Annotated in this window: 25 protein-coding genes; 16 read left to right on the top strand and 9 right to left on the bottom strand. The window is 62.4% G+C overall.

Going from position 1 to position 25,524, the window contains the following annotated elements:
* Positions 1 to 45 precede the first annotated feature (45 nt).
* From SAZ10_RS12850 to SAZ10_RS12810, 9 genes are read left to right on the top strand one after another with little or no spacing between them, the layout of a single operon-like run.
* Positions 46 to 1,101, top strand: a complete 1,056-nt coding sequence (locus SAZ10_RS12850; protein WP_318609607.1) for a transporter substrate-binding domain-containing protein — start codon at positions 46 to 48, stop codon at positions 1,099 to 1,101.
* 59 nt (positions 1,102 to 1,160) lie between these two features.
* Positions 1,161 to 2,261, top strand: coding sequence for an FAD-binding oxidoreductase (locus tag SAZ10_RS12845; protein ID WP_318609606.1), 1,101 nt, complete (start codon positions 1,161 to 1,163; stop codon positions 2,259 to 2,261).
* A 38-nt stretch (positions 2,262 to 2,299) separates the two neighbouring features.
* The gene (locus SAZ10_RS12840) at positions 2,300 to 2,596 is read left to right on the top strand and encodes a (2Fe-2S)-binding protein (protein WP_318609605.1); all 297 of its coding nucleotides are present in this window, start codon (positions 2,300 to 2,302) and stop codon (positions 2,594 to 2,596) included.
* Entirely contained in the window at positions 2,593 to 4,050 is a 1,458-nt protein-coding gene (locus SAZ10_RS12835) for an NAD(P)/FAD-dependent oxidoreductase (RefSeq protein WP_318609604.1), read from the top strand. The genes SAZ10_RS12840 and SAZ10_RS12835 overlap by 4 nt, the downstream gene beginning before the upstream one ends.
* Before the next feature lie 47 nt (positions 4,051 to 4,097).
* The gene (locus SAZ10_RS12830; RefSeq protein WP_318609603.1) at positions 4,098 to 5,249 is read left to right on the top strand and encodes an FAD-binding oxidoreductase; all 1,152 of its coding nucleotides are present in this window, start codon (positions 4,098 to 4,100) and stop codon (positions 5,247 to 5,249) included.
* A gap of 29 nt (positions 5,250 to 5,278) precedes the next feature.
* The gene (locus SAZ10_RS12825) at positions 5,279 to 6,241 is read left to right on the top strand and encodes a succinylglutamate desuccinylase/aspartoacylase family protein (protein WP_318609602.1); all 963 of its coding nucleotides are present in this window, start codon (positions 5,279 to 5,281) and stop codon (positions 6,239 to 6,241) included.
* 39 nt (positions 6,242 to 6,280) lie between these two features.
* A complete protein-coding gene (locus SAZ10_RS12820; RefSeq protein WP_318609601.1) occupies positions 6,281 to 7,000 on the top strand; it encodes an ABC transporter permease subunit in 720 nt (239 codons plus the stop codon).
* Positions 7,000 to 7,722: an ABC transporter permease gene (locus tag SAZ10_RS12815; protein WP_318609600.1), complete on the top strand. Its 723-nt coding sequence runs from the start codon at positions 7,000 to 7,002 to the stop codon at positions 7,720 to 7,722. Before SAZ10_RS12820 ends, SAZ10_RS12815 begins: the two co-directional genes overlap by 1 nt.
* Positions 7,719 to 8,513 carry an ABC transporter ATP-binding protein gene (locus tag SAZ10_RS12810; RefSeq protein ID WP_318609599.1) on the top strand — a complete coding sequence of 265 codons (795 nt, stop codon included), beginning with the start codon at positions 7,719 to 7,721 and terminating at the stop codon, positions 8,511 to 8,513. Before SAZ10_RS12815 ends, SAZ10_RS12810 begins: the two co-directional genes overlap by 4 nt.
* Positions 8,514 to 8,667: 154 nt before the next feature.
* Here SAZ10_RS12810 and SAZ10_RS12805 read toward each other — a convergent pair whose 3' ends face one another.
* From SAZ10_RS12805 to SAZ10_RS12790, 4 genes are all read right to left on the bottom strand, one after another.
* A complete protein-coding gene (locus SAZ10_RS12805; protein WP_318609598.1) occupies positions 8,668 to 8,913 on the bottom strand; it encodes a hypothetical protein in 246 nt (81 codons plus the stop codon).
* Positions 8,914 to 9,045: 132 nt separating this feature from the next.
* Positions 9,046 to 9,525, bottom strand: coding sequence for a hypothetical protein (locus SAZ10_RS12800; protein WP_318609597.1), 480 nt, complete (start codon positions 9,523 to 9,525; stop codon positions 9,046 to 9,048).
* Entirely contained in the window at positions 9,522 to 9,899 is a 378-nt protein-coding gene (locus SAZ10_RS12795) for a hypothetical protein (RefSeq protein WP_318609596.1), read from the bottom strand. Before SAZ10_RS12795 ends, SAZ10_RS12800 begins: the two co-directional genes overlap by 4 nt.
* A gap of 180 nt (positions 9,900 to 10,079) precedes the next feature.
* On the bottom strand, positions 10,080 to 11,054 hold the full coding sequence (locus SAZ10_RS12790) for an AraC family transcriptional regulator (protein ID WP_318609595.1): 975 nt from the start codon (positions 11,052 to 11,054) through the stop codon (positions 10,080 to 10,082).
* Positions 11,055 to 11,374: 320 nt separating this feature from the next.
* Here SAZ10_RS12790 and SAZ10_RS12785 point away from each other — a divergent pair, with 320 nt between their 5' ends.
* Positions 11,375 to 12,325 (top strand): ankyrin repeat domain-containing protein, encoded by a 951-nt coding sequence (locus tag SAZ10_RS12785; protein WP_318609594.1) that lies wholly within the window; start codon positions 11,375 to 11,377, stop codon positions 12,323 to 12,325.
* On the opposite strand, the gene SAZ10_RS12780 is transcribed toward SAZ10_RS12785, so the two are convergent.
* Together SAZ10_RS12780 and SAZ10_RS12775 are read right to left on the bottom strand one after the other, a co-directional pair.
* Positions 12,307 to 12,789 (bottom strand): c-type cytochrome, encoded by a 483-nt coding sequence (locus tag SAZ10_RS12780; protein WP_318609593.1) that lies wholly within the window; start codon positions 12,787 to 12,789, stop codon positions 12,307 to 12,309. The two genes, SAZ10_RS12785 and SAZ10_RS12780, sit on opposite strands and share 19 nt — an antisense overlap.
* A gap of 188 nt (positions 12,790 to 12,977) precedes the next feature.
* Positions 12,978 to 14,573: a pyrroloquinoline quinone-dependent dehydrogenase gene (locus tag SAZ10_RS12775; RefSeq protein ID WP_318609592.1), complete on the bottom strand. Its 1,596-nt coding sequence runs from the start codon at positions 14,571 to 14,573 to the stop codon at positions 12,978 to 12,980.
* Positions 14,574 to 14,927: 354 nt separating this feature from the next.
* On the opposite strand from SAZ10_RS12775, the gene cyoA reads away from it, so the two are divergent.
* Genes cyoA through cyoD form a run of 4 tightly spaced genes read left to right on the top strand, consistent with a single transcriptional unit; the run spans position 14,928 to position 18,968 of the window.
* Entirely contained in the window at positions 14,928 to 15,857 is a 930-nt protein-coding gene (gene cyoA, locus SAZ10_RS12770) for a ubiquinol oxidase subunit II (RefSeq protein WP_318609591.1), read from the top strand.
* A 2-nt stretch (positions 15,858 to 15,859) separates the two neighbouring features.
* Positions 15,860 to 17,872 carry a cbb3-type cytochrome c oxidase subunit I gene (locus SAZ10_RS12765; RefSeq protein WP_318609590.1) on the top strand — a complete coding sequence of 671 codons (2,013 nt, stop codon included), beginning with the start codon at positions 15,860 to 15,862 and terminating at the stop codon, positions 17,870 to 17,872.
* Positions 17,869 to 18,564, top strand: coding sequence for a cytochrome c oxidase subunit 3 (locus SAZ10_RS12760; protein ID WP_318609588.1), 696 nt, complete (start codon positions 17,869 to 17,871; stop codon positions 18,562 to 18,564). Before SAZ10_RS12765 ends, SAZ10_RS12760 begins: the two co-directional genes overlap by 4 nt.
* Positions 18,561 to 18,968, top strand: a complete 408-nt coding sequence (cyoD, locus tag SAZ10_RS12755; protein ID WP_318609587.1) for a cytochrome o ubiquinol oxidase subunit IV — start codon at positions 18,561 to 18,563, stop codon at positions 18,966 to 18,968. Before SAZ10_RS12760 ends, cyoD begins: the two co-directional genes overlap by 4 nt.
* Positions 18,969 to 19,037: 69 nt before the next feature.
* Here cyoD and SAZ10_RS12750 read toward each other — a convergent pair whose 3' ends face one another.
* Positions 19,038 to 20,036: a LacI family DNA-binding transcriptional regulator gene (locus SAZ10_RS12750; protein WP_318609586.1), complete on the bottom strand. Its 999-nt coding sequence runs from the start codon at positions 20,034 to 20,036 to the stop codon at positions 19,038 to 19,040.
* Positions 20,037 to 20,204: 168 nt separating this feature from the next.
* Between SAZ10_RS12750 and SAZ10_RS12745 the strand changes: the two genes are divergently transcribed.
* A complete protein-coding gene (locus SAZ10_RS12745; protein ID WP_318609585.1) occupies positions 20,205 to 22,064 on the top strand; it encodes a glycoside hydrolase family 2 protein in 1,860 nt (619 codons plus the stop codon).
* 24 nt (positions 22,065 to 22,088) lie between these two features.
* Here the strand turns inward: SAZ10_RS12745 and SAZ10_RS12740 are convergent, their stop codons facing one another.
* Complete coding sequence (locus SAZ10_RS12740) at positions 22,089 to 22,547, bottom strand: NUDIX domain-containing protein (RefSeq protein WP_318609584.1); 459 nt, start codon at positions 22,545 to 22,547, stop codon at positions 22,089 to 22,091.
* Positions 22,548 to 22,727: 180 nt separating this feature from the next.
* The gene (locus SAZ10_RS12735) at positions 22,728 to 24,062 is read right to left on the bottom strand and encodes an LLM class flavin-dependent oxidoreductase (RefSeq protein ID WP_318609583.1); all 1,335 of its coding nucleotides are present in this window, start codon (positions 24,060 to 24,062) and stop codon (positions 22,728 to 22,730) included.
* Between the two features lie 338 nt (positions 24,063 to 24,400).
* Here SAZ10_RS12735 and SAZ10_RS12730 point away from each other — a divergent pair, with 338 nt between their 5' ends.
* Complete coding sequence (locus SAZ10_RS12730) at positions 24,401 to 25,507, top strand: mandelate racemase/muconate lactonizing enzyme family protein (protein WP_318609582.1); 1,107 nt, start codon at positions 24,401 to 24,403, stop codon at positions 25,505 to 25,507.
* Positions 25,508 to 25,524 lie beyond the last annotated feature (17 nt).

The raw sequence follows: 25,524 nt of genomic DNA, 5'->3' as shown, positions 1-25,524 counted from the left end.
ACGTGCACTATAGGAAAAAGCTATAGAGCATGAAGCTTTTCATATTTGTCAATCGACCGGGGTTTCGCTTTACTCCCCACCTGCTGGAAGGAGCTTCCAGCCAATTGGCACCGGGACTGGCCATCACGGCGCCGAAAATCACCACTGCGCAAAGACAATCGCGATAGCGTCACCGCTCCCGATCGACGGATCGAGGACGCCGTCGGCGCTCGCAAGCAAACACAGAGGGTAACAATGAAAATGGGACTGGTACGGTGGATGGGCCTTGCTGCCGGCGCCTTGATCTTCCTCACGAGTGCCGTGCGTGCGGACGATGCCGGGCAATGGTCGAAGATCCGCATCGCGACCGAGGGTGCCTATGCCCCTTGGAACTACACTTCTCCGGACGGCAAGCTCGTTGGCTATGAAATCGATCTCGCCAAGGAACTGTGCAATCGCATGAAGGCGGAGTGCGAGATTGTTGCCCAGGACTGGGATGGCATGCTGCCGGCGCTGAATGCCGGCAAGTTCGACGCCATTATCGCGTCCATGGGCATCACGCCCGAGCGGCAGAAAGTTGCGTCGTTCTCCGTAGCTTACGCCAAGGCACCTAACGCCTTCATGATGATGAAGGATAATCCCCTTGCATCGGAATTGGGCGCCCGGGTGGATTACAGCCTGAAGAAGGATCCTGAGGGGGCCAAGAAAGCGATCGAGGCGATGGCCCCGGCGCTCAAAGGCAAGATCCTCGGCGTTCAAGGCTCTTCGACGGCAGCGATATTCGCCACCGCCGAGCTTAAGGACAAAGTGGAAATCCGCGAGTACAAAACCACGGAAGAGCACAACCTCGACCTCGCCGCCGGCCGCGTCGATTTGGTTATGGGCAACATCACCATGCTGATGGCTGCCATGAAGCAGCCAGACCTTGCGAACGCCACGCTTGCCGGTCCAACTTTCATCGAAGGCGTTCTCGGCAGCGGCACTGCGAATGTGGCCATGCGCAAGGACGACACCGCGCTCAAGGCAAAGTTCGACGCAGCCATCGACGAAGTCAACAAAGACGGATTCAATCGCGCGCTTACGGAGAAGTGGTTCGGGGTCGATATCACGCCCAAGGATTGAGATCGCGAGGCGGGCGCACGTTTACGCCCGCCATCCTGCCCATCGGAAAAATTGATAGCATGACCCAGTTTGTCGTTGTGGGTGCCGGACTTCTCGGCACGTCGATCGCGTATAGGCTCGCCGAGCGGGGACACTCAGTGACGCTTGTCGAGCGCGACTATCCAGGCGCCGGCACGAGCGGTTCGAGCTTTGCCTGGACCAACTCGAACGAAAAGACGCCTTACAGCTACCATCTTATCAACGCGCTCGGGATGCGTGCACACAGGGAACTCGAAAACGAGTTCGGCGCCTGTCCCTGGTATCATGGCGGCGGCGCGGTTGAATGGCGCTCTAATGCGGATGAAGCATCGGAACTCCATGAGCGCGTCGAACGTCTGACCAGCTGGGGCTATCCCGCCGAATGGATCTCGGAGGACAGGCTGCGTCGGCTGGAACCCGCACTTCGGCCAGGAGCCTCGGGCGATGCCAAGATCGCCTATTTCCCCGACGAAGGTTGGGTGGACCCCAGCCCCTATATCGAGTTCTTCCTGGGCAAGGCGCGCTCCCTCGGGGTGAAGTTGCACCGCGAGACCGTCACCGGGATCGACTTGAAGACCGACAAGGTCACGGGTGTCAGGACCGCATTTGGCAAGGCGATCGGTGCCGACGTGGTCGTCAACTGCACGGGCCGCTGGGCAAACGATCTCGGGCAGGACGTGCGCCTGACCTTCCCCCTGGCCCCTACGCTCGGCCTTCTCGTGGTGACGGCTCCCGCCGCATCGGGCGTGCGGCGGGTGATCCGGACGAGCGGCGTCAATTTCCGGCCCGACGGCGCTGGTCGAATCATGCTGCACAGCGAGTACGACGAGCAGCGTTTCACGCTCGAAAGCAGCCGCGATGAGACATCTCCGGTGGCCGCCGTGATGATCGAGCGGGCAGCGAGGCTCTACCCCGACCTCGCCGGCGTCAAGCCAGAGGCGATGCGTCTATCGCATCGCGCCATCCCCGGTGATGGCGTGTCGGCCGTCGGCCCAGTCCCGGAAATCAGCGGCTACTACGCCGCCATCACCCATAGCGGGGCGACGCTGGCACCCTGGCTAGGCCGGGTGGTTGCCGCCGAGTTGGCGGGTGACGGGCCCGAAGAGGCGCTTCAGGATTTCCGGCCCGCAAGGTTCTTCTGACGACCCCGCACCCAACCGCCAGCTCAGCAAAGGCCAGCATGTTTCGACGGCTTTGGACAGATGATTTGCCGACCACAATCTTCTTCGACGGACGGGCAGTGCGGTGCCGACCGGGAGACAGCGTTGCCGCGGCATTGCTCGCGGCAGGCGTCGAGCGCTTTCGCACGACGCCTGTCAGCGGGGCTGCCCGCATACCCTATTGCATGATCGGCAACTGCTTCGATTGCCTGGTTGAAATAGACGGGCAAGCAGACCGGCAGGCGTGCCTTGTGCCGGTTGCCGAGGGAATGCAGGTGCGCTCGCAGTCGGGCACCGGGAGGTTCGATACCATATGACCGATGCAACGCGCCCGAATTGTGAACTCGCGATCGTAGGTGGCGGGCCAGCGGGGATGGCGGCTGCTGCGCTCGCTGCCGAACTGGGTGTGGAGACGGTGCTATTCGACGAGCAGCCGACGCCGGGCGGACAGGTTTACCGCAACATCGAAGCAAACAGCCGCACACGCGATGCGTTGCGGGATATTCTCGGCGCCGATTACGCCAAGGGACTTGCGCTCGCGGAGCACTTTCGCAGTAGCGGTGCCGTCTACGAGCCTCTGAGCGCTGTCTGGCAGGTTTCGGCTGGCGGCAAGCTCGGCGTCTCGCAGAACGGCAAAGCCTATCTGACGAAGGCTCGCAGAGTCATCCTGGCGACCGGCGCTATGGAGCGGCCTTTTCCGATTCCGGGATGGACGCTTCCAGGCGTCATGGGTGCGGGAGCCGCACAGACACTCATGAAGGCGTCCGGCGTAGTTCCCGACCGACCGACGATCGTCGCCGGCTCGGGGCCTCTTGCCTATCTGGTGGCGTTCCAGCTTATGAAGGCAGGGACGCCCCTCAACGGCATCATCGACACATCGGAAAAGAGCGTGTTCGGTGCTGGTCTCGCCGCGATACCGCTTCTGTCCGGTTTCGCAGGCGATTTGTTCAAGGGGCTGTCCTGGATCGCCGCGCTCAGGAAGATGCGCGTCCCTATCCTCAAGGGGCGGAAGCTGGCAGCGGAAGGCGTCTCGCGGGTGGAGGCCGTCAGCTTCGAAAGCGGTGGAAGGCGGCAAAGGCTGCCGGCGTCCATCCTCCTTTTGCATGAAGGCGTGATTCCCAACAACCAGATCACCGCAAGCCTGCGCTGCAAGCATGTGTGGGATATGGCGCAGATGGCATGGCGTCCGCACACGGACGAATGGGGTGCGACGAGCCTGGATCTGGTCGCCGTCGCGGGCGACGGCGCTGGCATCGGCGGGTCAAGGGCGGCTGTGCACCGCGGACGCTTGGCGGCGCTCGACGCGGCTTGCCGCCTGGGTCGCATTTCCCGGGGAGAGCGCGACGAGCGCGCGCGACCTGAGCGTCGGGCTCTTCAGAGGGAAGCCCCGTTCCGCACGTTCCTCGATCGCATCTATCGCCCGGCCGAAGCCGTACGCCGACCGCTTGAGGACACGGTAGTCTGCCGCTGCGAGGAGGTGACTGCTGGCGAACTGCGCGCGCTCGTGGGCGAGGGCTTCACCGACATCAACCAGCTCAAGTCTTTCTCCAGATGCGGCATGGGCCAATGCCAGGGCCGAATGTGCGGAAGCACGGTCGCCGGCATATTGGCGGAAAGCCTGGCCACGGACATGGAGTCAGTCGGCTACTACCGGCTGCGCCTGCCGGTTAAGCCGCTGCCAGTCGCCCTGCTTGCTGAGCTCGGCAACGCCGACAGTGGATCCAGGCCGTCGCTCCAGGTCGTCGAGGGCGACCCAAGCCAGCGCATTTGAGCGATCCAGGATGGCACCGAGATGACGAGAGCGATTGGAAAGGCAGAATGACCGCGACGGACGCAATCGTGATCGGGGGTGGCATCCACGGATGCTGCACGGCAATCAATCTAGCGCTCCGGGGTATGCGCCCAATCGTGCTGGAGAAGAACACCGTCGGCCGTCATGCCTCGGGCGTTAACGCGGGCGGCGTGCGGCAACTGATGCGCCATACAGCCGAAGTGCCTTTGTCCATTGCGGCGATGGACAAATGGGAGCGCCTTGATGATCTGCTTGGCCCGGAACTGGCAAAGAACTGCGAATTCATTGGCGGTGTCGGGCAGATAGGTATCGCCGAAAGCGAAGCCGAAATGGAATGGTGCCGCGCGCGAGTGGCCGAAATGCGCTCGCTCGGCTACGAGTTCGAGGAAGTGATCGACGCTGCCGAACTCCGGCGTCTCGTTCCAGCGGCCGCCGATATCTGCCGCGGCGGCATCATCTCGCGTCGGGATGGTCATGCGAATCCGTTCCGCACAACGCAGTCCTTCCGCTCGCGCGCCGAACAGCTTGGGGTTCGCGTCATGGAGCGGACGCGGGTGACCGGGCTTGAGAAAGGTGACGGCGGCTGGACGGTGGCGACCGACAACGGTGCCTTCAAGGCGGACGTCGTCGTCAATTGCGGCGGCGCTTGGGCCTGGCAGGTGGCTGCGATGGTCGGCGAGCATTTCCCCAAGACTCATTTCGCCTCGACGCTGATGGTCACGTCACGCATGCCTCACTTCATCGATCCCGTGGTGATCGGCATCGACCGGGTACTATCCTTCAAACAGACCGAAGCAGGCACGGTCGTCATCGGCGGCGGCATTCTCGGTGACCCGGATTTGGATGCCGAAACGGCCGACACGGTTGCCGATCGCATGGTGGTGAGCGCTCAGACGGTCTACGAATTCTTCCCCATCCTGCGCCGTGCCACCATCGTGCGAAGCTGGGCGGGCCTGGAAGCGCTGATGCCGGACGTCATTCCCGTCATCGGCCCCAGTCGGGTCGCGCCCAATCTCTGGCACGCTTTCGGCTTTTCTGGACACGGTTTCCAGCTTGGCCCGATCGTCGGCTCGGTCATTGCCGATCTCGTAGCCGACGGCAAGTGCGCAATCCCAATAGCAGCATTCAGCCCCACCCGCTTCACCCTCGACGGCAAACTGCCTTCGCCCGCGCACTAACCGTCAGCAAAGTCAAAGATCGCCCACCCATGACCAGCACAATCGATTTCGACAAGACCGGCAAGAATGTCCACGACATCGTCATTGACACGGCGGGCGGCCCGCTTGCTGCGGTAAAGCTCTGCGTCATCAACAATGGCGATGGCCCACGCGTGCTCCTTGTCGCCGGCATCCATGGGGATGAGTATGAGGCGCAGCTTGCGCTCCACCATCTTGTCGACGACATCGACGCCGATGCCGTGCGAGGCCGCATCATCATCATACCCGAGGCGAATTTTCCTGCCTCCAGCCAGGGTGTCCGCTGCTCGCCGTCGGACGGAGCAAACATGAACCGGACTTTCCCCGGCGACCGTGGCGGAAGCCCGACGGAACGGCTGGCGGCATTCCTTTTCCACGATGTGCTGCCTCACGCGGACATGGTGATCGATGTCCATTCCGGCGGGCCGACATATAAGGGGGAGGCCATTTCCTTCGCCTTCCATACGCCCGAATGCCGAGTACCTTACGATGACGTCCTAAGGACGATGGAAGGATTTCAGCTGCCCTACATCACCTATCAGGACGGCATCTCCACGACATTGGTCGGGGCGGCGGCCGAGGCCGGCACCGCAGCCATCGAACTCGAAGGCGGCGGCACGACGCTGCTGGAGCAAAAGAACGCCAATGTCTTCGTCCGCGCATTGAAGAGCGGGCTGAGGCAGTTTGGTGTTCTGCGCGGCGCGGCGGACGAGGCGCGAACGGTATCGCGGCACCTTGACGTGAAGTCGCAGAACATGTTCGAGGCGGACGTCGGCGGATTGCTCGAACATCGTGTCGGACTGGGCCAGAGCATCGAGGCCGGCGATCTCGTGGCCGTCATCCATCCCTTCGGCGCCTTCGGCCAGCCCCCCCGACAGGTGCGCGCCCGAGCACCTGGGATCGTCATCAGCCAGCGCTCGCTGCTGAGCGTCAAGCCGGGCGATTGTCTTGGCAACACAGGTACGCCGCGATGACGAGAGGTCCCGGTCTTTGGATGCCGCGGGTGGCCGTCCATGAATGACTTCGGGCTGATGACGGTCTTCAGCTTTGGCCCCGGCGGCTGGGGCGCGGCCATGTCCGCGGCAACCGTCATGACGATCGCTGTGGCTGTGACAGGCTTCATCGCTGGCGCGATAATAGGTGCTTTCGGCGCATGGGCGAAGATTTCCGGGGGGCGCGTCGTCCGCACGGTCGCCGATGGATATACGACAGTGCTTCGCGGAATCCCCGACCTCCTTGTCATATATCTCTTTTATTTCGGCTCCAGCGCCATCCTCACACCTATCGGGCGGTTCTTCGGGGCCAACGGCTTCCTGAGCCTGCCTGCCTTCTTCGCCGGCGCCCTGGCGATCGCCATCGTCTCCGGTGCCTATCACACGGAGGTCTTCCGCGGCGCGTACCAGGTCGTTGCGCGCGGCGAGATCGACGCGGCCTACGCCACGGGCATGTCGCCCGCGCTTGCCTTCCGCCGCATCATCGCGCCGCTCACGCTGCGTTTCGCCTTGCCCGGCCTCGCGAACATCTGGCAGCTCGTCCTCAAGGAGTCGTCGCTGATCTCGGTAACGGGGCTGGTCGAAATCCTACGCCAGGCGCAGATAGGCGCGGGTTCGACCAGGCAGCCCTTCACCTTCTTCCTTGCGGCGGCGATCCTCTTTCTGCTCATCTCTTCAGCCTCAGGATGGGCGCTGCAACACGCCGAAAAACACTTCACCCGCGGTCTCAGGAGAGGGTGATGGATTTCGCCTTCCTTCTCAGCGCCTTGCTGCGCCTGCTGCCCGGCGTTCCATTGACCCTGCAACTGGCATTCATCTCCGTCACCCTGGGAATGATCCTCGCTCTGGTTCTTGCGTTGCTGCGCCTTTCGGGCATCCGTCCGCTCGAGTGGGTCGCACGGGCCTACATCTTCGTGTTCCGCTCGACGCCGCTGCTGGTTCAGATCTTTCTGATCTATTACGGTCTCGGCCAGTTTCCGGCAATTCGCTACAGTGTGCTGTGGCCAATCCTGCGCCAGCCTTACTGGTGCGCCATCATCGCGCTTGCGCTTAACACGGCCGCCTATGGGAGCGAAATAATCCGGGGCGGCCTGCGATCCGTACCGGAAGGACAGATAGAGGCCGCCCGTGCCTGCGGCATGAGCCGTTTCCTGGTGTTTCGACGCATCATCTTGCCCCTCGCCATCCGTCAGGCCCTGCCTGCCTACGGCAACGAGATCATCCTGATGGTAAAGGCGACGGCGCTGGCCTCGGTGGTCACCATGATGGAAGTCACCGGCCTTGCGGCCAAGCTGATTTCCGAAACCTACCGCGCGGTCGAAGTCTTCGTCATCGCGGGGGGCATCTACCTAATCATCAATTACGGCATCACCCGCGTCATCCACATGGTGGAATCATGGCTGACGCCTCATCTCAGGTCTGTTCCGGCACCGGCCGTCGTCGAGAGGGAGGACACAGTATGAGCGTGCAATCGCAGCAGAGACAGCACGCTGACAGCCCGTCTCCGGCCGTTCGCATCCGCGACCTGCGGAAGGCCTACGGCGCCTTCGACGTGCTTAAAGGCGTTTCGCTCGATGCCCACGATGGGGATGTCGTCTCGATCCTTGGGTCCTCCGGCTCGGGCAAATCCACGATGTTGCGCTGTATCAACATGTTGGAAGTTCCGACTGCCGGCGAAGTCTCGATTGGCGGGGAGACCATCAGGATGAAATCTACGAAGGCCGGACCGCGGCCAGCCGATCGCACACAGGTCGACCGCCTGCGCGCTCGTATCGGCATGGTCTTTCAGAGCTTTAACCTGTGGTCGCACAAGACGGTGCTGGAGAACGTCATCGAAGCGCCGATCCACGTCCAGGGCCGCCCGCGCGCCGAATGCATCGAAGAGGCGAAGGAGCTTCTGGCCAAGGTCGGAATCGCGGATAAGGTCAATCACTATCCGGTGCATCTTTCCGGCGGCCAGCAACAACGAGCGGCGATCGCGCGAGCGCTTGGCCAGCGCCCTCGCGTCATGCTGTTCGACGAACCGACGTCCGCTCTCGATCCCGAGCTTGTCGGTGAGGTCCTGAAAGTGATGCGCGGGCTTGCAGAAGAAGGGCGGACCATGCTCGTGGTCACGCATGAGATGGGCTTCGCACGCGACGTATCAAGCAAGGTCGTCTTCCTTCACAAGGGAGTTGTCGAAGAGGAGGGGTCGCCCGAGGAAGTGTTCAGCGCAAGCCGTTCGGAACGTTTCCGACAATTCCTCACTCGGTGACGCATCAACTTGCGTATTGATGCCGCATCATCGGGTTCCAAATGGCGACTTGCGCAAGAGTGGACGAGGGTCGTCGATGGATCAGTTCGCGGCGCGAAGCCGCACACGTTGAACGTCTGATATCTTTGGTTACGAGGCCGGTACAGAAAGGCGGTCAACAGGACACGTTCTGCTTCATGGATTGGCTGATACCCGCCTGAACGGCCTGGCGCGCGATATCGCCGGCCGGCCCCGCGAAGCCTCCGACCATGCCGGCGACGCTGCTGGCCATGGCAGCCTGCTGGCGGGCGCGCATGGCCTGCATGATGTGCTTCTTGCACGCCTCAAAGCGGGCCAGGCTTTCGCGGTAGAGGCGCGCCTCCTCGGGGTTGGACGGAACATCGCCCATGGCCGCCTTCACGGCGTCTCGTCCAGAAGAGCGGCGGCAGTCGGGTTGACGGATTGGCCGCCGGCCATAGGCGGTACGCACCCAGCCGCAAGCGCACAAAGAAGCATTGCGATTGCCTTGGTCAATGCTGCCCCCGCATCCAAATCACTGCCGAGGAGACAGTCGCTGCAGACGCGATGCGAATGGACTCACGACCTCCCTGAATTGGCTGCCCGAAGCGCGTAGCGCGCGAGCCTTGCCCAGCTCTTCCCGCCAATCCTCGATCATTTGCCGCTTCTGGGTTTCATCCAGCGCGGGCGAGGCATTGATCCGGCTTTCCGAGCCGGCAAATATGGCGTCGAACTCGGCGTCCGGGATTGTGGCCATTAGGCCCTTCAATGTCTCGTCATAGGCCCTTTGCCAGCTTTCCCTGGAAAAGCCGGCAGCAGGGATCCTGGCGTCGGTTTCAGCGTCGAAATCGAACCAATCGCCGGCAGCGTCTTCGTCGTAGTAGACCTGCTCACCCCTTTCCGGCGACAGCGCCTCCAGGATCGTGACCACGGCTTCCACCTCCGCATTCTCGAGCGCAGCAGTCGGCGGCAAGAAGAGAAGGATGGCGGCGAAAGCCAAAAGAGCGCGCTTCACCAGATATCCCCATTCTGCGCATAGCAGTCGCGTTCCACGGCAGACTGCGCACTGGACGACTGCGCCTGCGTGACGACGCTGCCAGCGGTGGAGGCGAGTTGGGCAGCGACCGCGCCACCACGACCGCCACCGAAACCGACGAGGCCTCCCGCCATCCCCAGAGCGCTGCCGAGCATCGCGGTATTCGCCTGCTTCTTGACCGCGTCTTCGCAGGCCGCCGCTTGGGTGGCAGCGGTCTTCGGCTGAGACAGCGAGCCCTTTCCTGGAGCCTTCGCGGCCGGCGCCGGGTTTGCGGCGGCGGTCTGCGACGGGGCGGCCGTCTGGCTGCACGCGGCCAGCCCGGCGCAGACGGCCAAAAGGACGAGCGGTTTCATGCTGATCTAACCCCCAATTTGCCTGTTTCGTCTTGGACGACGGCTGTCACTGGCCGTGGGGTAATGTCGGCGCCGGCGCACGATCAACGCCATGGACCGGCGCGCATAGCCTTTTCCTTCGCGCATAATCGCCGGCCGGTGGCAGGTACAGGCTTTACGGGCGGCCCAATATCAAAGAGCCTAGTCTTCAGCGCCGTATAGTTTGCGGTGGTGGCCGGGCGAAATGCCGAAGCGGCGGCGGTAGGCGGTGATGAAATTGGTCGCCTGCGAATAGCCCACTCGCCAGGCAAGCTGCTTGAGCGGCACAGCCATGCCCTCTTGAAGAACCATGCCGTGAGCGGCATCGAGCCGCGCATCGCGCAGATATTCGAAGACGGTTACGCCGTACAAATCGCGAAAACCTTGGTTCAGCTTGCGGGGCGTGAGGCCGACCGCGTCGGCGAGCTCGCGAAGACCGGGTGGATCGCGCAGGTCCGCCGTCAGCCTCTCGCGTGCCTCGCGCACCCTCATCTGCTGGCGCAACGACAACTGCCCCGAGCGGGGCATCAGCCCACCCAGCATTTCGAGTTGGTGTGTCAGCAGCTCGAGCGCCTTCGCCTCCCGATGCAGCGCCTCCAGCCCGCCGACATAGATGGGCTGCAACAGCTCCCGCGCGATCAGCGCCGCCCGCTGCCTGCCGAGAGGGCGCAGGTGCGAGAATGGCTCGCTGCGACCAGAAAGCGAAGCGAGGGCCATGGATGGCAGTTCATTGTCCTTCGCGAGATCGGCCAGTGCTTCACGCTCCACCACGAAGGACACGATCTGCCACTGTTTCTCCGGTCTCACATGGTAGGCGACCGGATAGTCGGGCGCGAGCGCGAAGAAGCTCTGGCCGTCGCGCCAGACCTGCTCTTCGGCGCCCTCCGCCACGACCCGCCCATGTCCCGATAGCATGAAGCCCATGGCCAGCGCGCCCGTCGGCGCCGGCGCGTCGGGGGCGAGCGAAAAGCCGTGCGTCGTTCTTCCGTCGATGCGGTAAAGGTCGATCCCCGGGCGAACGCGTATTGCTTCCATAAAGCCGGCGAAGGGTCCGTCTGGAAATTCCGCCCTGCCCCTGCCGTGGAAGTGCTGTATCGGGACATTGTTCTCGAATAGAAAGGCCCAGTTTTCAGCCATTCATATTCCCAGCCAGTGCTTCATGGGATTGTTGCAGATATCCGCGCGCTTCCCGTCTTCCGCCGGCCTGCCGGCAGGTACCGGTCATGTGTTCGTGAAATGTAAGAGTGCACGCCTTGATTGCTTCAACTTGCCCGTTTAGCGCGCATTACGTGAAGTTCAACAAAAATATGATGGGCTAAGGCGAACCTGGGTCAATCTCCAGAAATGATTGCTTGTGCCCGCCACGCGGCGGCCATTCCAACTCGAAATGAGCACGGACAAGCGACCCAACTTCGTCTATGCTCAATGGGGCACAACAAGTTCATATGGAGCGCTCTGTGCGCGACCGTGTAGTTCTTGCAACTGCGTGCGTGCTCGCTTTCAACCAGATTGCTTCCGCCGTAGAGCACGGCAGCGAAAATCCGCTGGTCTGCGACTGGCTACGAGGACGCATTGCCCAGGCCGAGAGCCAACTCAATCCTGCGCGCCTCAATGATTTCCTGTTTCAGGCTGCCGATGATGGCTGCGGCACGATCGTGCTGGAACTTCTGGACCGCGGCGCTTCGGTGTTCGCGCGCGATGGACGCTCCAACACGGCGCTGCTCTACGCTGCGCGCAGTGGCCACAAGGAGCTGGTCGCATTGCTGCTCGACAAGGGTGCCGATATCAACCATGCCAACCTGGACGGCTCGACTGCCTTGGGGCTTTCAATTGCGCGCCGGCGCCATGACGTGGTGGCGCTTCTGTTGGAACGGGGAGCTTCGACTGCCGGCCTGGCGCCGCGCGGATCGACTTTGCTGGCCACCGCTGCGTTCGAGGGCGACCAGCAGCTTGTGCGTGTGCTTCTCAGTCATCACTCCGATCCGAATGAGCCGGACGGAACCGGCAAAGGTCCACTCGTCTATTCTGCCGCAAAGGGCCTGACTCCGATCGTGCGGATGCTGCTCGATGCCGGGGCAGACCCAAACAGGCGATATGCGCATAGCCTGACCGCCTTGATGTGGACCGCCGGCTACCCGGATACCGTTCCCGCTCGCGACGGTCTTGCAACGGCAGAGCTGCTTCTGGCGAGGGGCGCAAGCATCCATGCCGTGGACGACCGCGGACGTTCGGCGTTGATGATCGCGGCCGGGCGCGGCCATGCCGAAATGGTCGGATGGCTGATCGCACATGGCGCTGATGCAACCCTGAAGGACGGGCAAGGCAAAACGGCAGCCGATCTTGCGACCGATGCTGCCGTCCTTAATGTGCTTCAGACGGTGTCAGCCGGTCAGAGCCCGGCAAGATAGTGGCTCATCGCAGCTACGTCCGCGTCGGACCAACCCTTGACGATTGCCGCCATGGGCGGGGCATTCTTGCGGATCCCACCCCGAAAATCGCTTAGTGTCTGGGCCAGATAGTCAGCCTTCTGGCGGTTGAGCCGCGGGTTGCGGCTGTCGCCCAGCATTCCTCCGAGGTGGCACTGGGTACACTGGCCCTCCACCGCTAGGCTGTGAGAGCGCGCGGTGTCTTCCGGGCTGGCGGCTTCCGAATAGTTCGGCCAGGGCTGAGCCGAGAAATAGGTCGCCAGCGCCTTCATCTCGTTATCGGAAAGCGCGGCGGCGATCGGAGCCATGGTCTCGTTGGCGCGGCGACTCGCCCGGTAATCCCTGAGCTGGGTGAGAAGATAGAACAGATGCTGGCCGAAGATGATCGGCACCTTTTCGACGACCGGTTTTCCATCCGCGCCGTGGCAACTCGCGCATAGCTGCACCTTGTCCGCGATCTCCGGCGGAGGAGCTGTTGCTTGTTGCGCATTTGCGGGTCGGCCAACAGAGAGGGCGATGACCGCAGCAAATAAGGGCATGCATTGAAGGAGAAGGGCGGCCCGCATTGCTGCTCCGTGGTAGGTGCAAGTAAGGCGAAGCGCAAAGGCGCTTCGCCTGTCGGGAAGCGAACTTCCTATCGAGCAAGTTTGAATGCGATGATGGCATTCCCGCGCTTGTAGTCCAGTTGCGTGTTGCCGCCGGCGGCCACGACGATGTACTGGTCGCCATCTATCGTGTAGGAGGCCGGCGGCGCATTGACGCCGGCACCGGCACGGAAGCTCCACAACTCGGCACCGGTCTCTGCGTCATAGGCCTTGAACAGGCCGTTGCCTTCACCTGTGAACACCAGGCCACCAGCGGTGGCCAGCACCCCGCCGATCATCGGCTGTTCGGTCTTCACCTGCCATCGAATCTTGCCGGTGTCGTAGTCGACCGCCGTCACATTGCCCCACTGCTCTTCGGTGGGAATGACCTTGAAGGCGCCACCGAGCCATAACTTGCCCTCTGGATAGGGTGTGCTTTCCACCTGATACGTCATCGGCTGATGCAGGTTGATTGCGTAGGCCAGCGAGCGGTCGGCATCGATCGCCATCGGCGACCATTCCACGCCGCCATTGGCGCCGGGAAGCATCCGAGCGCCTTGGGCCGTCGGCAGCGTCCACATGTTCTCCTGCGGGACCATGGCCTCGGAAAAGCGGATGAGACTGCAGTCGTCCGCGTTATTCACGTAAACGTGCCCGGTCTTGCCGCCGTGCAGGATGCCCTTCGCCGTCTGGCCGCCATCGGTCTTGACCTGAGCGATGATCGGCGGGCTGACCGAGTCCAGGTCCCACACGTCGTGGGGTATGTATTGGAAGTAGCACCGAAGCTTGCCGGTATCGAGGTCCACGGAGACGAGCGAGTCGGTATAGAGGTTGTCCCCGGGCCGGAGCGAGCCATCCAGATCTGGGGACGGATTGCCGACCACGAAGTAGATGCGCCGTGTGTCCAGATCGACCGCCGGGTTCTGCCACACTCCACCTCCCAGCGTCTTGTACGGATCACCCATTTTCGCGAGCGCGGCTTTTTCCTCTGCGATGTCGCGATGCAAATCGCGGCCGGTCGCATCGTGCGTGGCCCAGACACCAACGGTGTTTTCCGGGATCGTATTGAATGTCCAAAGGACGTCGCCGGTGTTGGCATCGAATGCCTTCACGAAACCGCGGATGCCGAATTCTCCGCCATTGGTGCCGATGAGAATCTTGCCGTCCACAGCGGTCGGCGCCATCGTCTCGCTATAGCCGAGCGATGGGTCGGCGACATCCTTCTTCCATGCGACCGTCCCGTTGCCGGCATTGAGCGCCACGAGCTGACCATCGAGAGTCCCCAGGTAGACCTTGTCGCCATAGGCAGCTACGCCGCGATTGTTGGGGCCGCAACAGAACGTCGTGATCGGGCCCATCGGATGCGTGTAATGCCAAATCTGCTCGCCGGTGCGCGCATTGAGCGCGTAGACATGGTCAAAGGCCGTCGTCACATACATGACGCCGTTGACGACAATCGGCGTTGTTTCCAGCGTCTCGACGACGTCGGTCTGGAACATCCAGGCAGGCCGCAGACTCTTGACGTTATCCGTGTTGATCTGACGATTGGGGTAGTAGCGGGTCTGAGCGTAGTTGACGTTCGTATTCAGGAAATTGTTGCCGTCGCTAGCGGCCCTGTTCATCATATCCTGGGTGACCAGGCCCATATTGCCATAGAGCGTTTGAGCCTTCTCGACCTTTTTTCCCTGAGCTGACGCAGCCCAAGTACTTCCAGCCAATATCGCAAACACGCAAGCGAGCGCGCCGCAAGCGCGTTTCCTCGACCAATATGTCATGGTTTCCTCCCTCAGCACTTGTCGTGCTGATCACACGCTCGCCCGCGGCGAACGGGGTGGACAAGCTATCACATTCCGCTGCGTCAGGCGACGGCGGAAGCTCCTGGTGCTATTGTACTATTGGAGATTGCCGAACCGAGACCAGGGCGGCAGGACCCGGCGATCTTCAAGGAACATTGTCGCGCTGCTGGTGGTTAGCCCCCCGACGACGAGGGACGCCCCTGAATGGGTAGCTTGCAGATGTCGAAAGGCGTGCCCGCTCTCGCTTGCCGTAGCTCGATCCTGGGCCTGCTTTGTCTCGGACTCGCCTCCTGCTCGGGCGGCGTGTTGGATCCACTTGGTCCTGTCGGCGAGGGCAATGCCACAATCTTGATCAACGCGACAGCGATCATGCTGGCCATCGTCATTCCGACGATCCTGCTGGCCTTCTGGATGGCGTGGCACTACCGCGCATCGAATCGCAGGGCGGAATACCTGCCCTATTGGTCCTATTCGGGACGGATCGAAGCCGTCGTCTGGTCGATCCCAACCCTGACCATCATGTTCATCGGCGGCCTGATCTGGATCGGCTCCTACCAGCTCGACCCGTTCAGGCCGTTGCCCTCCAGGAACCAGCCTCTCGAGGTGCAGGTCGTATCGCTCGACTGGAAATGGCTGTTCATCTACCCGCAGCAGGGGATCGCCACGATCAACCAGCTGGTAATGCCGGTCGGGACACCCGTCCATTTCTCGATCACATCCGCCAGCGTTTTCAACGCCTTCTTCGTGCCGCGCCTGGGCTCGATGATCTACGCCATGCCCGGCATGGTGTCGCAGCTCCACCTGCAGGCCGACCGGCCGTATGAGCTCTGGGGGATTTCGGCCCAGTTCTCCGGCGATGGCTTCTCAGACATGCAGTTCCAGGTGAAGAGCCTGCCGGCGGCGGAATTCGGAACCTGGGCGGCCGGCGTGCGGGGCACCGGTCCCATGCTCGACCAGGCCGCCTATGCCGGCCTGATGCAGCAGGCCCAGCGCGTGCCGCCCTCGACCTTTGGGGCGATCGACCCGCAGCTCTTCCATGCCGTGGCCACCCAGAAGATCCCTCCGGGACCAGGGCCGCAACCCGAATCTCCCGAGCATGCCGGTCGTGAAATCTCGTCAGGCGGAAAGGATTGACGATGTTCGGGAAGCTCAGCCTTTCAGCGATTCCATGGTCCCAACCGATACCGCTGATCACCTCAGGGGTCGTCCTCCTCATCATCCTCGGCGTGCTGATCCTGATCACCGTGAAAGGCTGGTGGCCCTATCTCTGGCGCGAGTGGATCACCAGCGTCGACCACAAGCGGATTGGCGTCATGTACTGCCTGCTGGGAGTGGTAATGCTGATCCGGGGCTTCGCCGACGCGATCATGATGCGCACCCAGCAGGCCGTGGCCATCAACGCGCCGGGCTATCTGCCGCCGGAGCACTACAACCAGATCTTCACCGCCCATGGCACGATCATGATATTGTTCGGCGCCATGCCGCTGGTGCTGGGGTTCATGAACTTTCTGGTGCCGCTGCAGCTTGGTGTCCGGGACGTAGCCTTTCCGACCTTCAATTCGGTCGGCTTCTGGCTAACGGCGAGTGGCGCCCTGCTCGTCAACGTTTCGCTCTTCGTCGGCGAGTTCGCCCGCACCGGCTGGCTGCCCTACCCGCCGTTGAGCGAAACGACTTACACGCCCGGCGTCGGGGTCGATTACTACCTTTGGGCCGTGCAGATCTCCGGGGTAGGCACACTGATCACGGGGATCAACATCGTCACCACGGTGCTGAAGATGCGATGCCCCGGCATGGGTTACTTGCAAATGCCCGTGTTCTGCTGGACGGCGTTGGCGTCCTGCCTGCTGATCGTCGCCGCCTTTCCTATCCTGACCGCCACCCTCGCCATGCTGACGCTCGATCGGTACGTCGGCTGGCACTATTTCACCAACACAGCGGGCGGCAATCCGATGATGTTCGTGAACCTGGTCTGGGCCTGGGGACATCCGGAAGTCTACATCCTGGTCCTGCCCGCCTTCGGCATCTTCTCCGAGGTCTTCTCGACCTTCTCGGGCAAGCCGTTGTTCGGCTATCGATCCATGGTCGCGGCCACCTTATTCATCTGCATCGTCTCGATGCTGGTCTGGCTGCACCACTTCTTCACCATGGGTGCGGGCGCGGCGGTGAATACCTTCTTCGGCATCTCGTCGAGCATCATTGCCGTTGGGACCGGCGTGAAGATCTACAACTGGATTTTCACGATGTATGGCGGGAGGGTGCGCTTTGAAGTGCCCATGCTGTGGTCGATGGGTTTCATTTTCACCTTCACCATCGGTGGCCTGACCGGCGTTCTGCTCGCGATCCCACCGGCCGACTTCGTGACCCACAACTCGTTGTTCCTGGTGGCGCATTTCCACAACGTCATAATTGGCGGGGTGGTGTTCGCTGTCTTTGCAGGCCTGGAATATTGGTTTCCAAAAGCCTTCGGGTTCCGGCTGCAGGAAAACTGGGGCAAGGCCGCCTTCTGGTTCGCCTTCATCGGATTCTGGGTGACGTTCGCACCGCTCTACGTGCTCGGCCTGCTCGGCATGACCCGGCGCTTGCAGCACATCAACATCGATGCCTGGCGACCCTGGCTGTACTTATCGGTGATCGGCATCGGGATCCTCATCCTTGGCGTGATCTCGCAGGTGGTGCAGCTGGTGGTCAGCATCCGCCGCCGCGAGAAGCTGCGCGACCTCACCGGCGATCCGTGGGACGGCCGCTCGCTCGAATGGGCCACGCCTTCCCCTCCGCCTTTTTTCAATTTCGCAGTCATGCCGAACGTTGAAGGAGAGGAGGCCTATTGGGGCATCAAGCTGCGTGCCGTCGAGTCGCAACAGCTGTCGCCGGAGCCGAAATACGAACCCATCGAGATGCCGGTGAACAGCCCGGTTGGCATCTACACGGCCTTTTTCGCATCGGTGTTCGGCTTTTCGATGATTTGGTACATCTGGTGGCTCGCCGGCGTCGCGCTGGTAGCGGCTTTTGCTGGATTCGTGGCCATCGCCTGGCGCGACGTCCACGAATTCGAGGTGCCGGCCGAGGAGGTCGCGCGGGTGGATCGCGCCCGCCGTGAAGCACGCATAGCGCTGCTCGAGCGCCTCTCCGAGCAGGGGGCGCTGCCATGAGCGATGTCGGACTGCCCGCGAGCGTCGAAGCAATCCGCCGCGTCCGTCAGGATCCCCATCGGCTTGGCCATCGCGCCCATGCTCCCGGAGAACCCGTCCCGGGCACAGGGCAAGGGACGACCGGTCCCGCCGACAAACGGATCATTGTGGGCTACGGCTTCTGGATCTTCCTGCTGAGCGACATCGTGATCTTCTCCTGCTTCTTCGCCGCCTTCGCCGTGCTGCGCGGAGCGACGGCCGGCGGGCCGTCGATCAACGAAATCGTCGACGTCCCTCGGGTGGCCGTCCAGACGGCGGCCCTGCTGCTGTCCAGCTATACCTGCATGCTCTCTTTCGCTGCAACGAACGCGAGGAGCCGGTTGTGGACCCAGATTTTCCTGGTGGTTACCGGGCTCCTTGGTCTCGCATTCGTGCTTCTCGAGCTGGACGAGTTCGTTGGCCTTGCCGAACGGGGACTGACGCCCCAGCGCAGCGGGATGCTCACCTCGTTCTTCGGCCTGGTGGGCCTGCACGGCTTGCACGTTACCCTTGGGGGAATGTGGCTTGCCACCATGCTGGCTCAGGTGCAGGTCAAGGGATTCCGCCGCGAGATCGTTCATCGACTGATCTGCTTCAACCTTTACTGGCATGCCCTTGACATAATCTGGATCGGAATTTTCACGATCGTCTATCTGATCGGGAGCCTCGCATGAGTCTCGAAATCGACCCCAACCTGCAATCGGCCGAACTGGACGGTCGGGAAGATCACGCCCCCGGCGACGAGCCTCCGGAGGATGCCGGCCACTGGATACTCAACGCCAATTTGGGCCTCGGCTTCTCGATTGTGCTCACCGTTGCCGCCTTCCTCGTGGCCGGCTCGAACACCATCTACGCGCCAGCCATTGCGGACGCTCTGATCGTGCTCGCCATCGCACAGATGGGCGTGCACTTGGTGTTCTTCCTCCACATCACCACCGGCCCGGACAACACCAACAACGTGCTGGCACTTGCCTTCGGCATCATGGTGGTCTTCCTGATTGTCGTCGGATCGATCTGGATCATGTATAATCTGAACCACAACTTGATGCCGGTGCAGGAGCAGATGCCCTCGCCGTGATTCGTTCGGACGGATCGCACGGCCGAACCGGCGAGCCGCGCCGATCGACAGCGAGCCGGCGGGCAGCCTTCAGCAGCTTGCGCGCATGACCAACGAACCGGAGACGCGATACGCCGTGGCTGCCCTGTCATTGGGATAGGCCGTGAGCCGCGCCAACGCCTGCTCCGCCATCTCGGCATGTGGCAGAGAAATCGTCGTCAGCGGCGGCCGCAGGTTCTTGGCGAAGTCGCGGTCATCATAGCCTATAACTGCGATGTCGCGGGGCACTCGCAGCCCAGCCTCCTCGATGGCCGTCAATGCGCCGCGCGCCATGACATCGTTCTGGCAGAACAGCCCGTCCGGAGGGCTCTCGAGCGCAAGCAACTCTCTGGTAGATCGCCAGCCACTCTCATAGCCCCAGTCGCCATGTCTTACGCAGGCGGGGTCTGCTGACAGGCCATTGCGCTGTAACGTTTGGCGAAAGCCGGCAAACCGATCTCTCGCCGCGCTCTGCCACGGATCACCGGTAATGGTGGCGATGCGTTCGCAGCCGGCGTCGATCAGGTGCTGGGCGGCCATTTTGCCACCGCGCCTTTCGTCGGGCAGTACGGAGAGGCCTTGCTTGTCCTTCCGCCGGCAGTTCAGGAAGATGTGGGGAAAGCTGTCCAGCCGTGTGGACGGCTGCACCAAGCGCGTGAAGGTGGTCGCGTAGATGACGCCGGCGACGGCCAGCCGTGCGAAGTTCTCCAGCGCGGCGGCCTCGCGATCCTCACGGCCGCCTGTGATTTGGATAATCAGCTCGGTGGCCCTCGCCTCAGCTGCCGACTGCAGTCCGTCGATCATGTTGCTGGGATAGGCGGCTGAGATCTCGTCGATGACGACGCCGAAGAGTTTCGTACCCGCCCGCCCGAACGCTCGCAGCGCCGGGGCTGGCTCGTAGCCAAGTTCACGGGCAACCGAGAGAACGCGATGCCGCGTGTCTTCCGCAATGCGAATGCCCTCGACCTGATTGAGGACAAGCGACACCGTTGTTTGCGAAACCTCCGCGGCACGGGCGATGTCGACCATCCTGACGCGCCGTTTGATCATCTGTTCGCGGGACGACTGTTGCCTTGACAATGCGGGTTCTCGCGGTCAATTTCGGTTGCTAAAGAAATTTAGCAACAACATTCAAGGTCGCTCAAGGCCAAAGCAGACTCTCCGCGGAATTGTCGCGCATGGCTGCCATTGGCTGGTTAGATCGGCAGGATTCGACAGATGAACAAGTCCGCCCAGGCTGAGGATCAGCTTCACCCCAACCCGCAGTTTGGACGCAAGCGCTGGCTAGATCTTTGCGGCAGCTGGGCGTTTGCCCATGATGATGCTGATATCGGCCGCGACAGCGGATGGGAAGAGAAGGCCGATGTTTTCGATCGGCAGATCATCGTTCCGTTCCCTCCCGAATCGAGGGCATCCGGTATCGAAGAGCGGGGCTTCCATCCCATTGTCTGGTACCGCCGCGCCTTCGAGGCCCCACAGTGGAGCGGCAACGAGCGCGTCATCCTGCATTTCGGCGCGGTGGACTATGTCGCGGAGGTTTGGGTCAACGGCCATTTTGCTGGCCGGCATGAGGGCGGACATACCCCTTTCCGTTTCGACATAACGCCACTGATCAACAAGGATGGCGAACAGACCGTGGTCGTTCGCGCCGAAGATCCGCCACAGGATGTACGGTTCCCGCGCGGCAAGCAGGACTGGCTCGAGAAGCCGCACAATATCTGGTACCACCGCACGACCGGCATCTGGCAACCGGTCTGGCTGGAGGTCGTGCCGCGGCTGCATCTGACCGACTTGCATTGGACGCCGGATCTGCCGCAAGCGCGGGTGCGGTGTGAGGCGCGGCTCAGCGGCGTGCCTAAGAAGCCGATTACGCTTCGCGTCAAGCTGGCCAGTGACGGCGAGCCTCTCGCCGAGCAGTCGCTGCTGGTGGCAGACTCGGAGGTCATTTTCGACGTTACCATACCGGCGCTCCAGCACGGCACCTACAAAGACCATCTCCTGTGGACGCCGGAACGTCCGAACCTCATCGATGTGACCGTCACGCTGGAAGGCGACGACGTCGATGAGATCGAAACCTATCTCGGGTTACGCAGTTGCGAGGTTGGGGCGGGCCACTTCCTTCTCAATGGCCTCCCCTATTATCTGCGACTGGTTCTGGGTCAGAATTATTGGCCGGACACGCATCTTGCCTCGCCGGCTGACGACGGCTTGCGCCGGGAAGTCGAGCTGATCAAGCAACTCGGCTTCAATGGTGTGCGCATCCACCAGAAGATCGAAGACCCACGGTTTCTCTATTGGTGCGACCGGCTGGGCGTCCTTGTATGGGAAGAGATGCCCAGCGCCTATGCCTTCTCGGCCTCGGCGGTGGAGCGGCTCTCCCGGGAGTGGATGGAGGCGATCCGGCGCGACAAGAGTCATCCCTGCATCGTCGCCTGGGTCCCGTTCAACGAGAGCTGGGGTGTGCCCCACATCGCGGCGCGCTCCGACCAGAACAACTATGCCGCCGCGCTCTACCACTTGACCAAGGCGCTCGATCCAAGCCGGCCGGTGATCTCCAATGATGGCTGGGAGCTGGTGGAAAGCGACATCTGGTCCGTGCACGACTATGCGCCGGACGGCAAAGGCATTGCGTCCCGCTTCCATCGGCAGGAGGACATCGACGCGATGCTGAACGGGATGGGCCCTGCCCGCCGCCGCATGATCCTTGATGATCGCGAGCGCGGGAACCGGCCGGTGATGCTGACCGAGTTCGGCGGCTTGAGCTTTCTGCCCAAGCGTGGCGACGCATGGCACGGCTATGCGACGGTCGACGATGCGCAAGCGTATGAAGCGCGCCTTGCCGATCTGTTCGGGGCGGTGCTGGCCGCACCGCATGTCGCCGGTTTCTGTTACACGCAGCTCACCGACACCGAGCAGGAGACCAATGGCCTGCTCACCGCGGCACGAGAGCCGAAGCTGCCCTTCGAGACGATCCGCGCAATTCTGACGCAGCCTGCGGCATCCGCACCCCAGGAGCAGATCGATGCGGCGCGTCAGGTCGCGCGCGCTGCGGCAGGGTCCAGCGAACCGATCGAATGATCTGGCTCTCCACCGAGCGTTGGCCTAGCCACCCAGACAGCGGAGCCTCTCGAGGAACGGCCGCTGGCCGGGGATGATCTTCTCGCCAGCCGTTTCCAGATCGAACCACTCGGCCCGGTCGATCTCCGGGAATGACTGCTTGCGTCCACTGCGCGGCGGCCATTCCATCTCGAAGCTGTTGCTGACGATCGCGGTCAGGTCGAGGTCGCCCTCGACGGCGAAGGCGACGACCTGCTTGCCCGCCTTCTGCCTGATTTCGCCAAGCGGAACGAGCTCGCCGGAAAGCTCAATGCCGAGCTCTTCGGCGAATTCGCGCCGGGCCGCAACCTCCGGCTCTTCGTCCGCATCGAACTCGCCTTTCGGGATCGACCATGCGCCAACATCGCGCCGGCTCCAGAACGGCCCGCCGGGATGGACGAGCAGGACCTCGATCGCGCCGTTCGCGCGGCGATAAAGAAGAATGCCAGCGCTCTTCGCAGCCATGCCGACCCCTCCGAGAAAGGCTACCCAGGGTGTCTTGGATTCAGGTCAGGCCGATCCGGAATCGAAGATGGCGCAGGGCGACAAAATGGTGGATTTCGAGAACCGGAGCGGAGCGTACTACAGTACGTGAGCACCGGAAGCGCAGAAAGCCGCCATTTGCAGGCCGGCATCACCTGAACCTCACAGACCCTGATCAAAGAACCGGTTCTTGGGCCGTGGCAAGCCGAGATGCTCGCGCAATGTCTTGCCCTCATATTCGCGCCGGAAAAGACTGCGGCGCTGCAGTTCCGGAACAACCATTTCGACGAAATCGTCGAGGCCCGCCGGAAGATAGGGGAACGTGACATTGAAGCCGTCAGATCCCTCGCTCACGAGCCATTCCTCCATTTCGTCGGCGATCGTCCGAGGCGTTCCGACGAAGGCGAGACCCGAATAGCCACCGAGCCGCTGCGCAAGTTGCCTGACAGTCAGCTTCTCGGTCCGCGCCAGCTCGATCACGCGCTCGCGGCTGCTCTTGCTGGCATTGCTTTCAGGGATATCCGGAAGCGGCCCGTCCGGATCGAAGCGGGAGGCGTCATGGCCGAGCGCGATGGAGAGCGAAGCAATGCCGCTTTCGTAATAGACGAGGCTGTCGAGCTTTGCCCGCTTGGCGCGCGCTTCGTCGACCGTATCGCCGACGACGACGAAGGCCGCGGGCAGGATCTTGACATGGTCGCGCGAGCGGCCGGCCGCCTCGGCCTTGCTCTTCACATCGGCATAGAAGCGCTGGCCTGCCGTGAGGTCGAGGACAGCGGTGAACACGACTTCAGCCACTTCGGAAGCAAATTGCCGGCCGACATCGGACGCGCCGGCCTGCACGATTACCGGCCAGCCTTGCACCGGCCGGGCGATGTTGAGCGGTCCGCGCACCGAAAGCTCCGGTCCCTTGTGATTGAGAACGTGCATTTTCGACGGATCGAAATAGGCCCCGCTCTCGACATCGCGCACGAAGGCGTCGTCGGCAAAACTGTCCCATAGGCCGGTCACGACCTCATAGAACTCACGCGCGCGCTGGTATCGCTCATCATGCTTGACCTGCTCGTCGAACCCGAAATTGAGCGCGGCGTCGGGATTGGACGTCGTCACGACGTTCCAGCCCGCGCGGCCGCCGCTGATATGGTCGAGCGAAGCAAAGCGGCGAGCTATGTGATAGGGCGCGTCATAGGAAGTCGATGCCGTCGCGACGAGGCCGATGCGCTCGGTGACCGCGGCAAGTGCTGAAAGCAGCGTGAACGGCTCGAAGGACGTCACGGTGTGGCTGCGCTTCAGCGCTTCGATCGGCATGTTGAGCAGCGCCAGATGGTCGGCCATGAAGAACGCGTCGAACTTGGCCTGCTCCAGCTTCTGGGCAAATCGCTTCAGGTGGCCGAAGTTGAAATTCGCGTCGGGATAGGCGCCGGGATAGCGCCATGCGCCCGTGTGCAGGCTGACAGGGCGCATGAATGCGCCAAGATGCAACTGACGGTTCGATGCCATGGGAGCTACCTTCGGATCTGACTTCGTGCCGGTTCATCGCCGGTAGGTGGATTGGCGGTCCAGATTCTCCCAGTTGCTGGCGAAACTGGAGATAGCCTTTGAAACGCCGACATCCAGATCAACGTCAACGATTTCGCCACGCCGGTTGCCTCGATGCCGGACGATGACACACCGGCTGCACGTATCAAAGCAATGCAGACGATAGGTTTCGGCGGCGCGGAGCGAGTTCATGCTCCACAGGGGCATTCAGCCGAAACGATTTGCCAGCGCTCGCCCTGCACTGCTTCGCCCCCGAAAATGTGCTATCGGGGCCACATGCCCAGCATTGGGGATCTCACTTGAAGATCGCGCGCATTGAGACCTTCTCGACCGAGTTCATCGGCTTCGTTCGTGTTACGACGGACGACGGCGCAAAAGGCATCGGCCAGGTCTCGACCTATAATTCCGACATCACCTCGACTGTGCTGCACCGCCAGGTCGCGCCTCATGTACTCGGCGTCGAGTTCGTCTCGATCGACGCCCTCACCGATAGGGTGATAGAGCGCGAGCACAAATTCCCCGGCTCCTATATGAAACGCGCGCTGGGCGGCCTCGACACCGCGATCTGGGACTGCCGCGGCAAGCAGGCCGGCTTGCCGGTGGTGAGCCTGTTGGGTGGCACTCCAGGTCCGCTGCGCGCCTATGCCTCATCGATGCGCCGCGATATCACGCCTGCCGCCGAAGCCGAGCGTTTGAAGCGCCTGCAGGGCGAGTTCGGCTTCGACGCTTTCAAGTTCCGTATCGCCGCCGAATACGGCCATGATGTCGACGAGTGGCCCGGCCGAACCGAAGAGATCGTGCCCATGATACGTCGCGCGCTCGGTCCCGACGCCGCCCTGCTGGTCGACGCCAACAGTGGCTTCTCCCCTCCCCGCGCGATCGAGGTGGGACGCATGCTGGAGGACCACGGCGTGGAACACTATGAAGAGCCCTGCCTCTATTGGGAGCTCGAGCAGACCAGGGAGGTTGCGGATGCGCTCGACATCGCCGTCACCGGCGGCGAGCAGGACTGCGAGATCCCGACCTGGCGCCGCATGATCGAGATGCGCGCCGTCGACATTGTCCAGCCTGACATTCTCTATCTCGGAGGCATCAGCCGTACGCTCCGCGTCTGCCAGATGGCCAAGGAAGCCGGTCTGCCCGTCACGCCGCACAGCGCCAATCTCGGACTGGTGACACTCTTCACCATGCACCTCATGCGCGCGATCGAGGGCGCCGGAAAATATCTGGAATTCTCGATCGAAGGGCTGGACTACTATCCCTGGCAGGAGGGGCTGTTCGTCAAATCGCCTTACCAGGTCGAAGGCGGCCAGGTTACCATCACCGATGCGCCCGGCTGGGGCGTCGAGATCGCCCCGGAATGGCTGGCGAAGTCAGCCTATCAGGTGAGCGAGATCGAGCAATAGCCGTGCGATAAGGATGG

The organism is Mesorhizobium sp. BAC0120, assembly GCF_033542235.1.
Classification (GTDB): domain Bacteria; phylum Pseudomonadota; class Alphaproteobacteria; order Rhizobiales; family Rhizobiaceae; genus JAWRCU01.
Note: the sequence above shows the minus strand (reverse complement) of the source record. Positions and strands in the feature narration are given on the sequence as shown.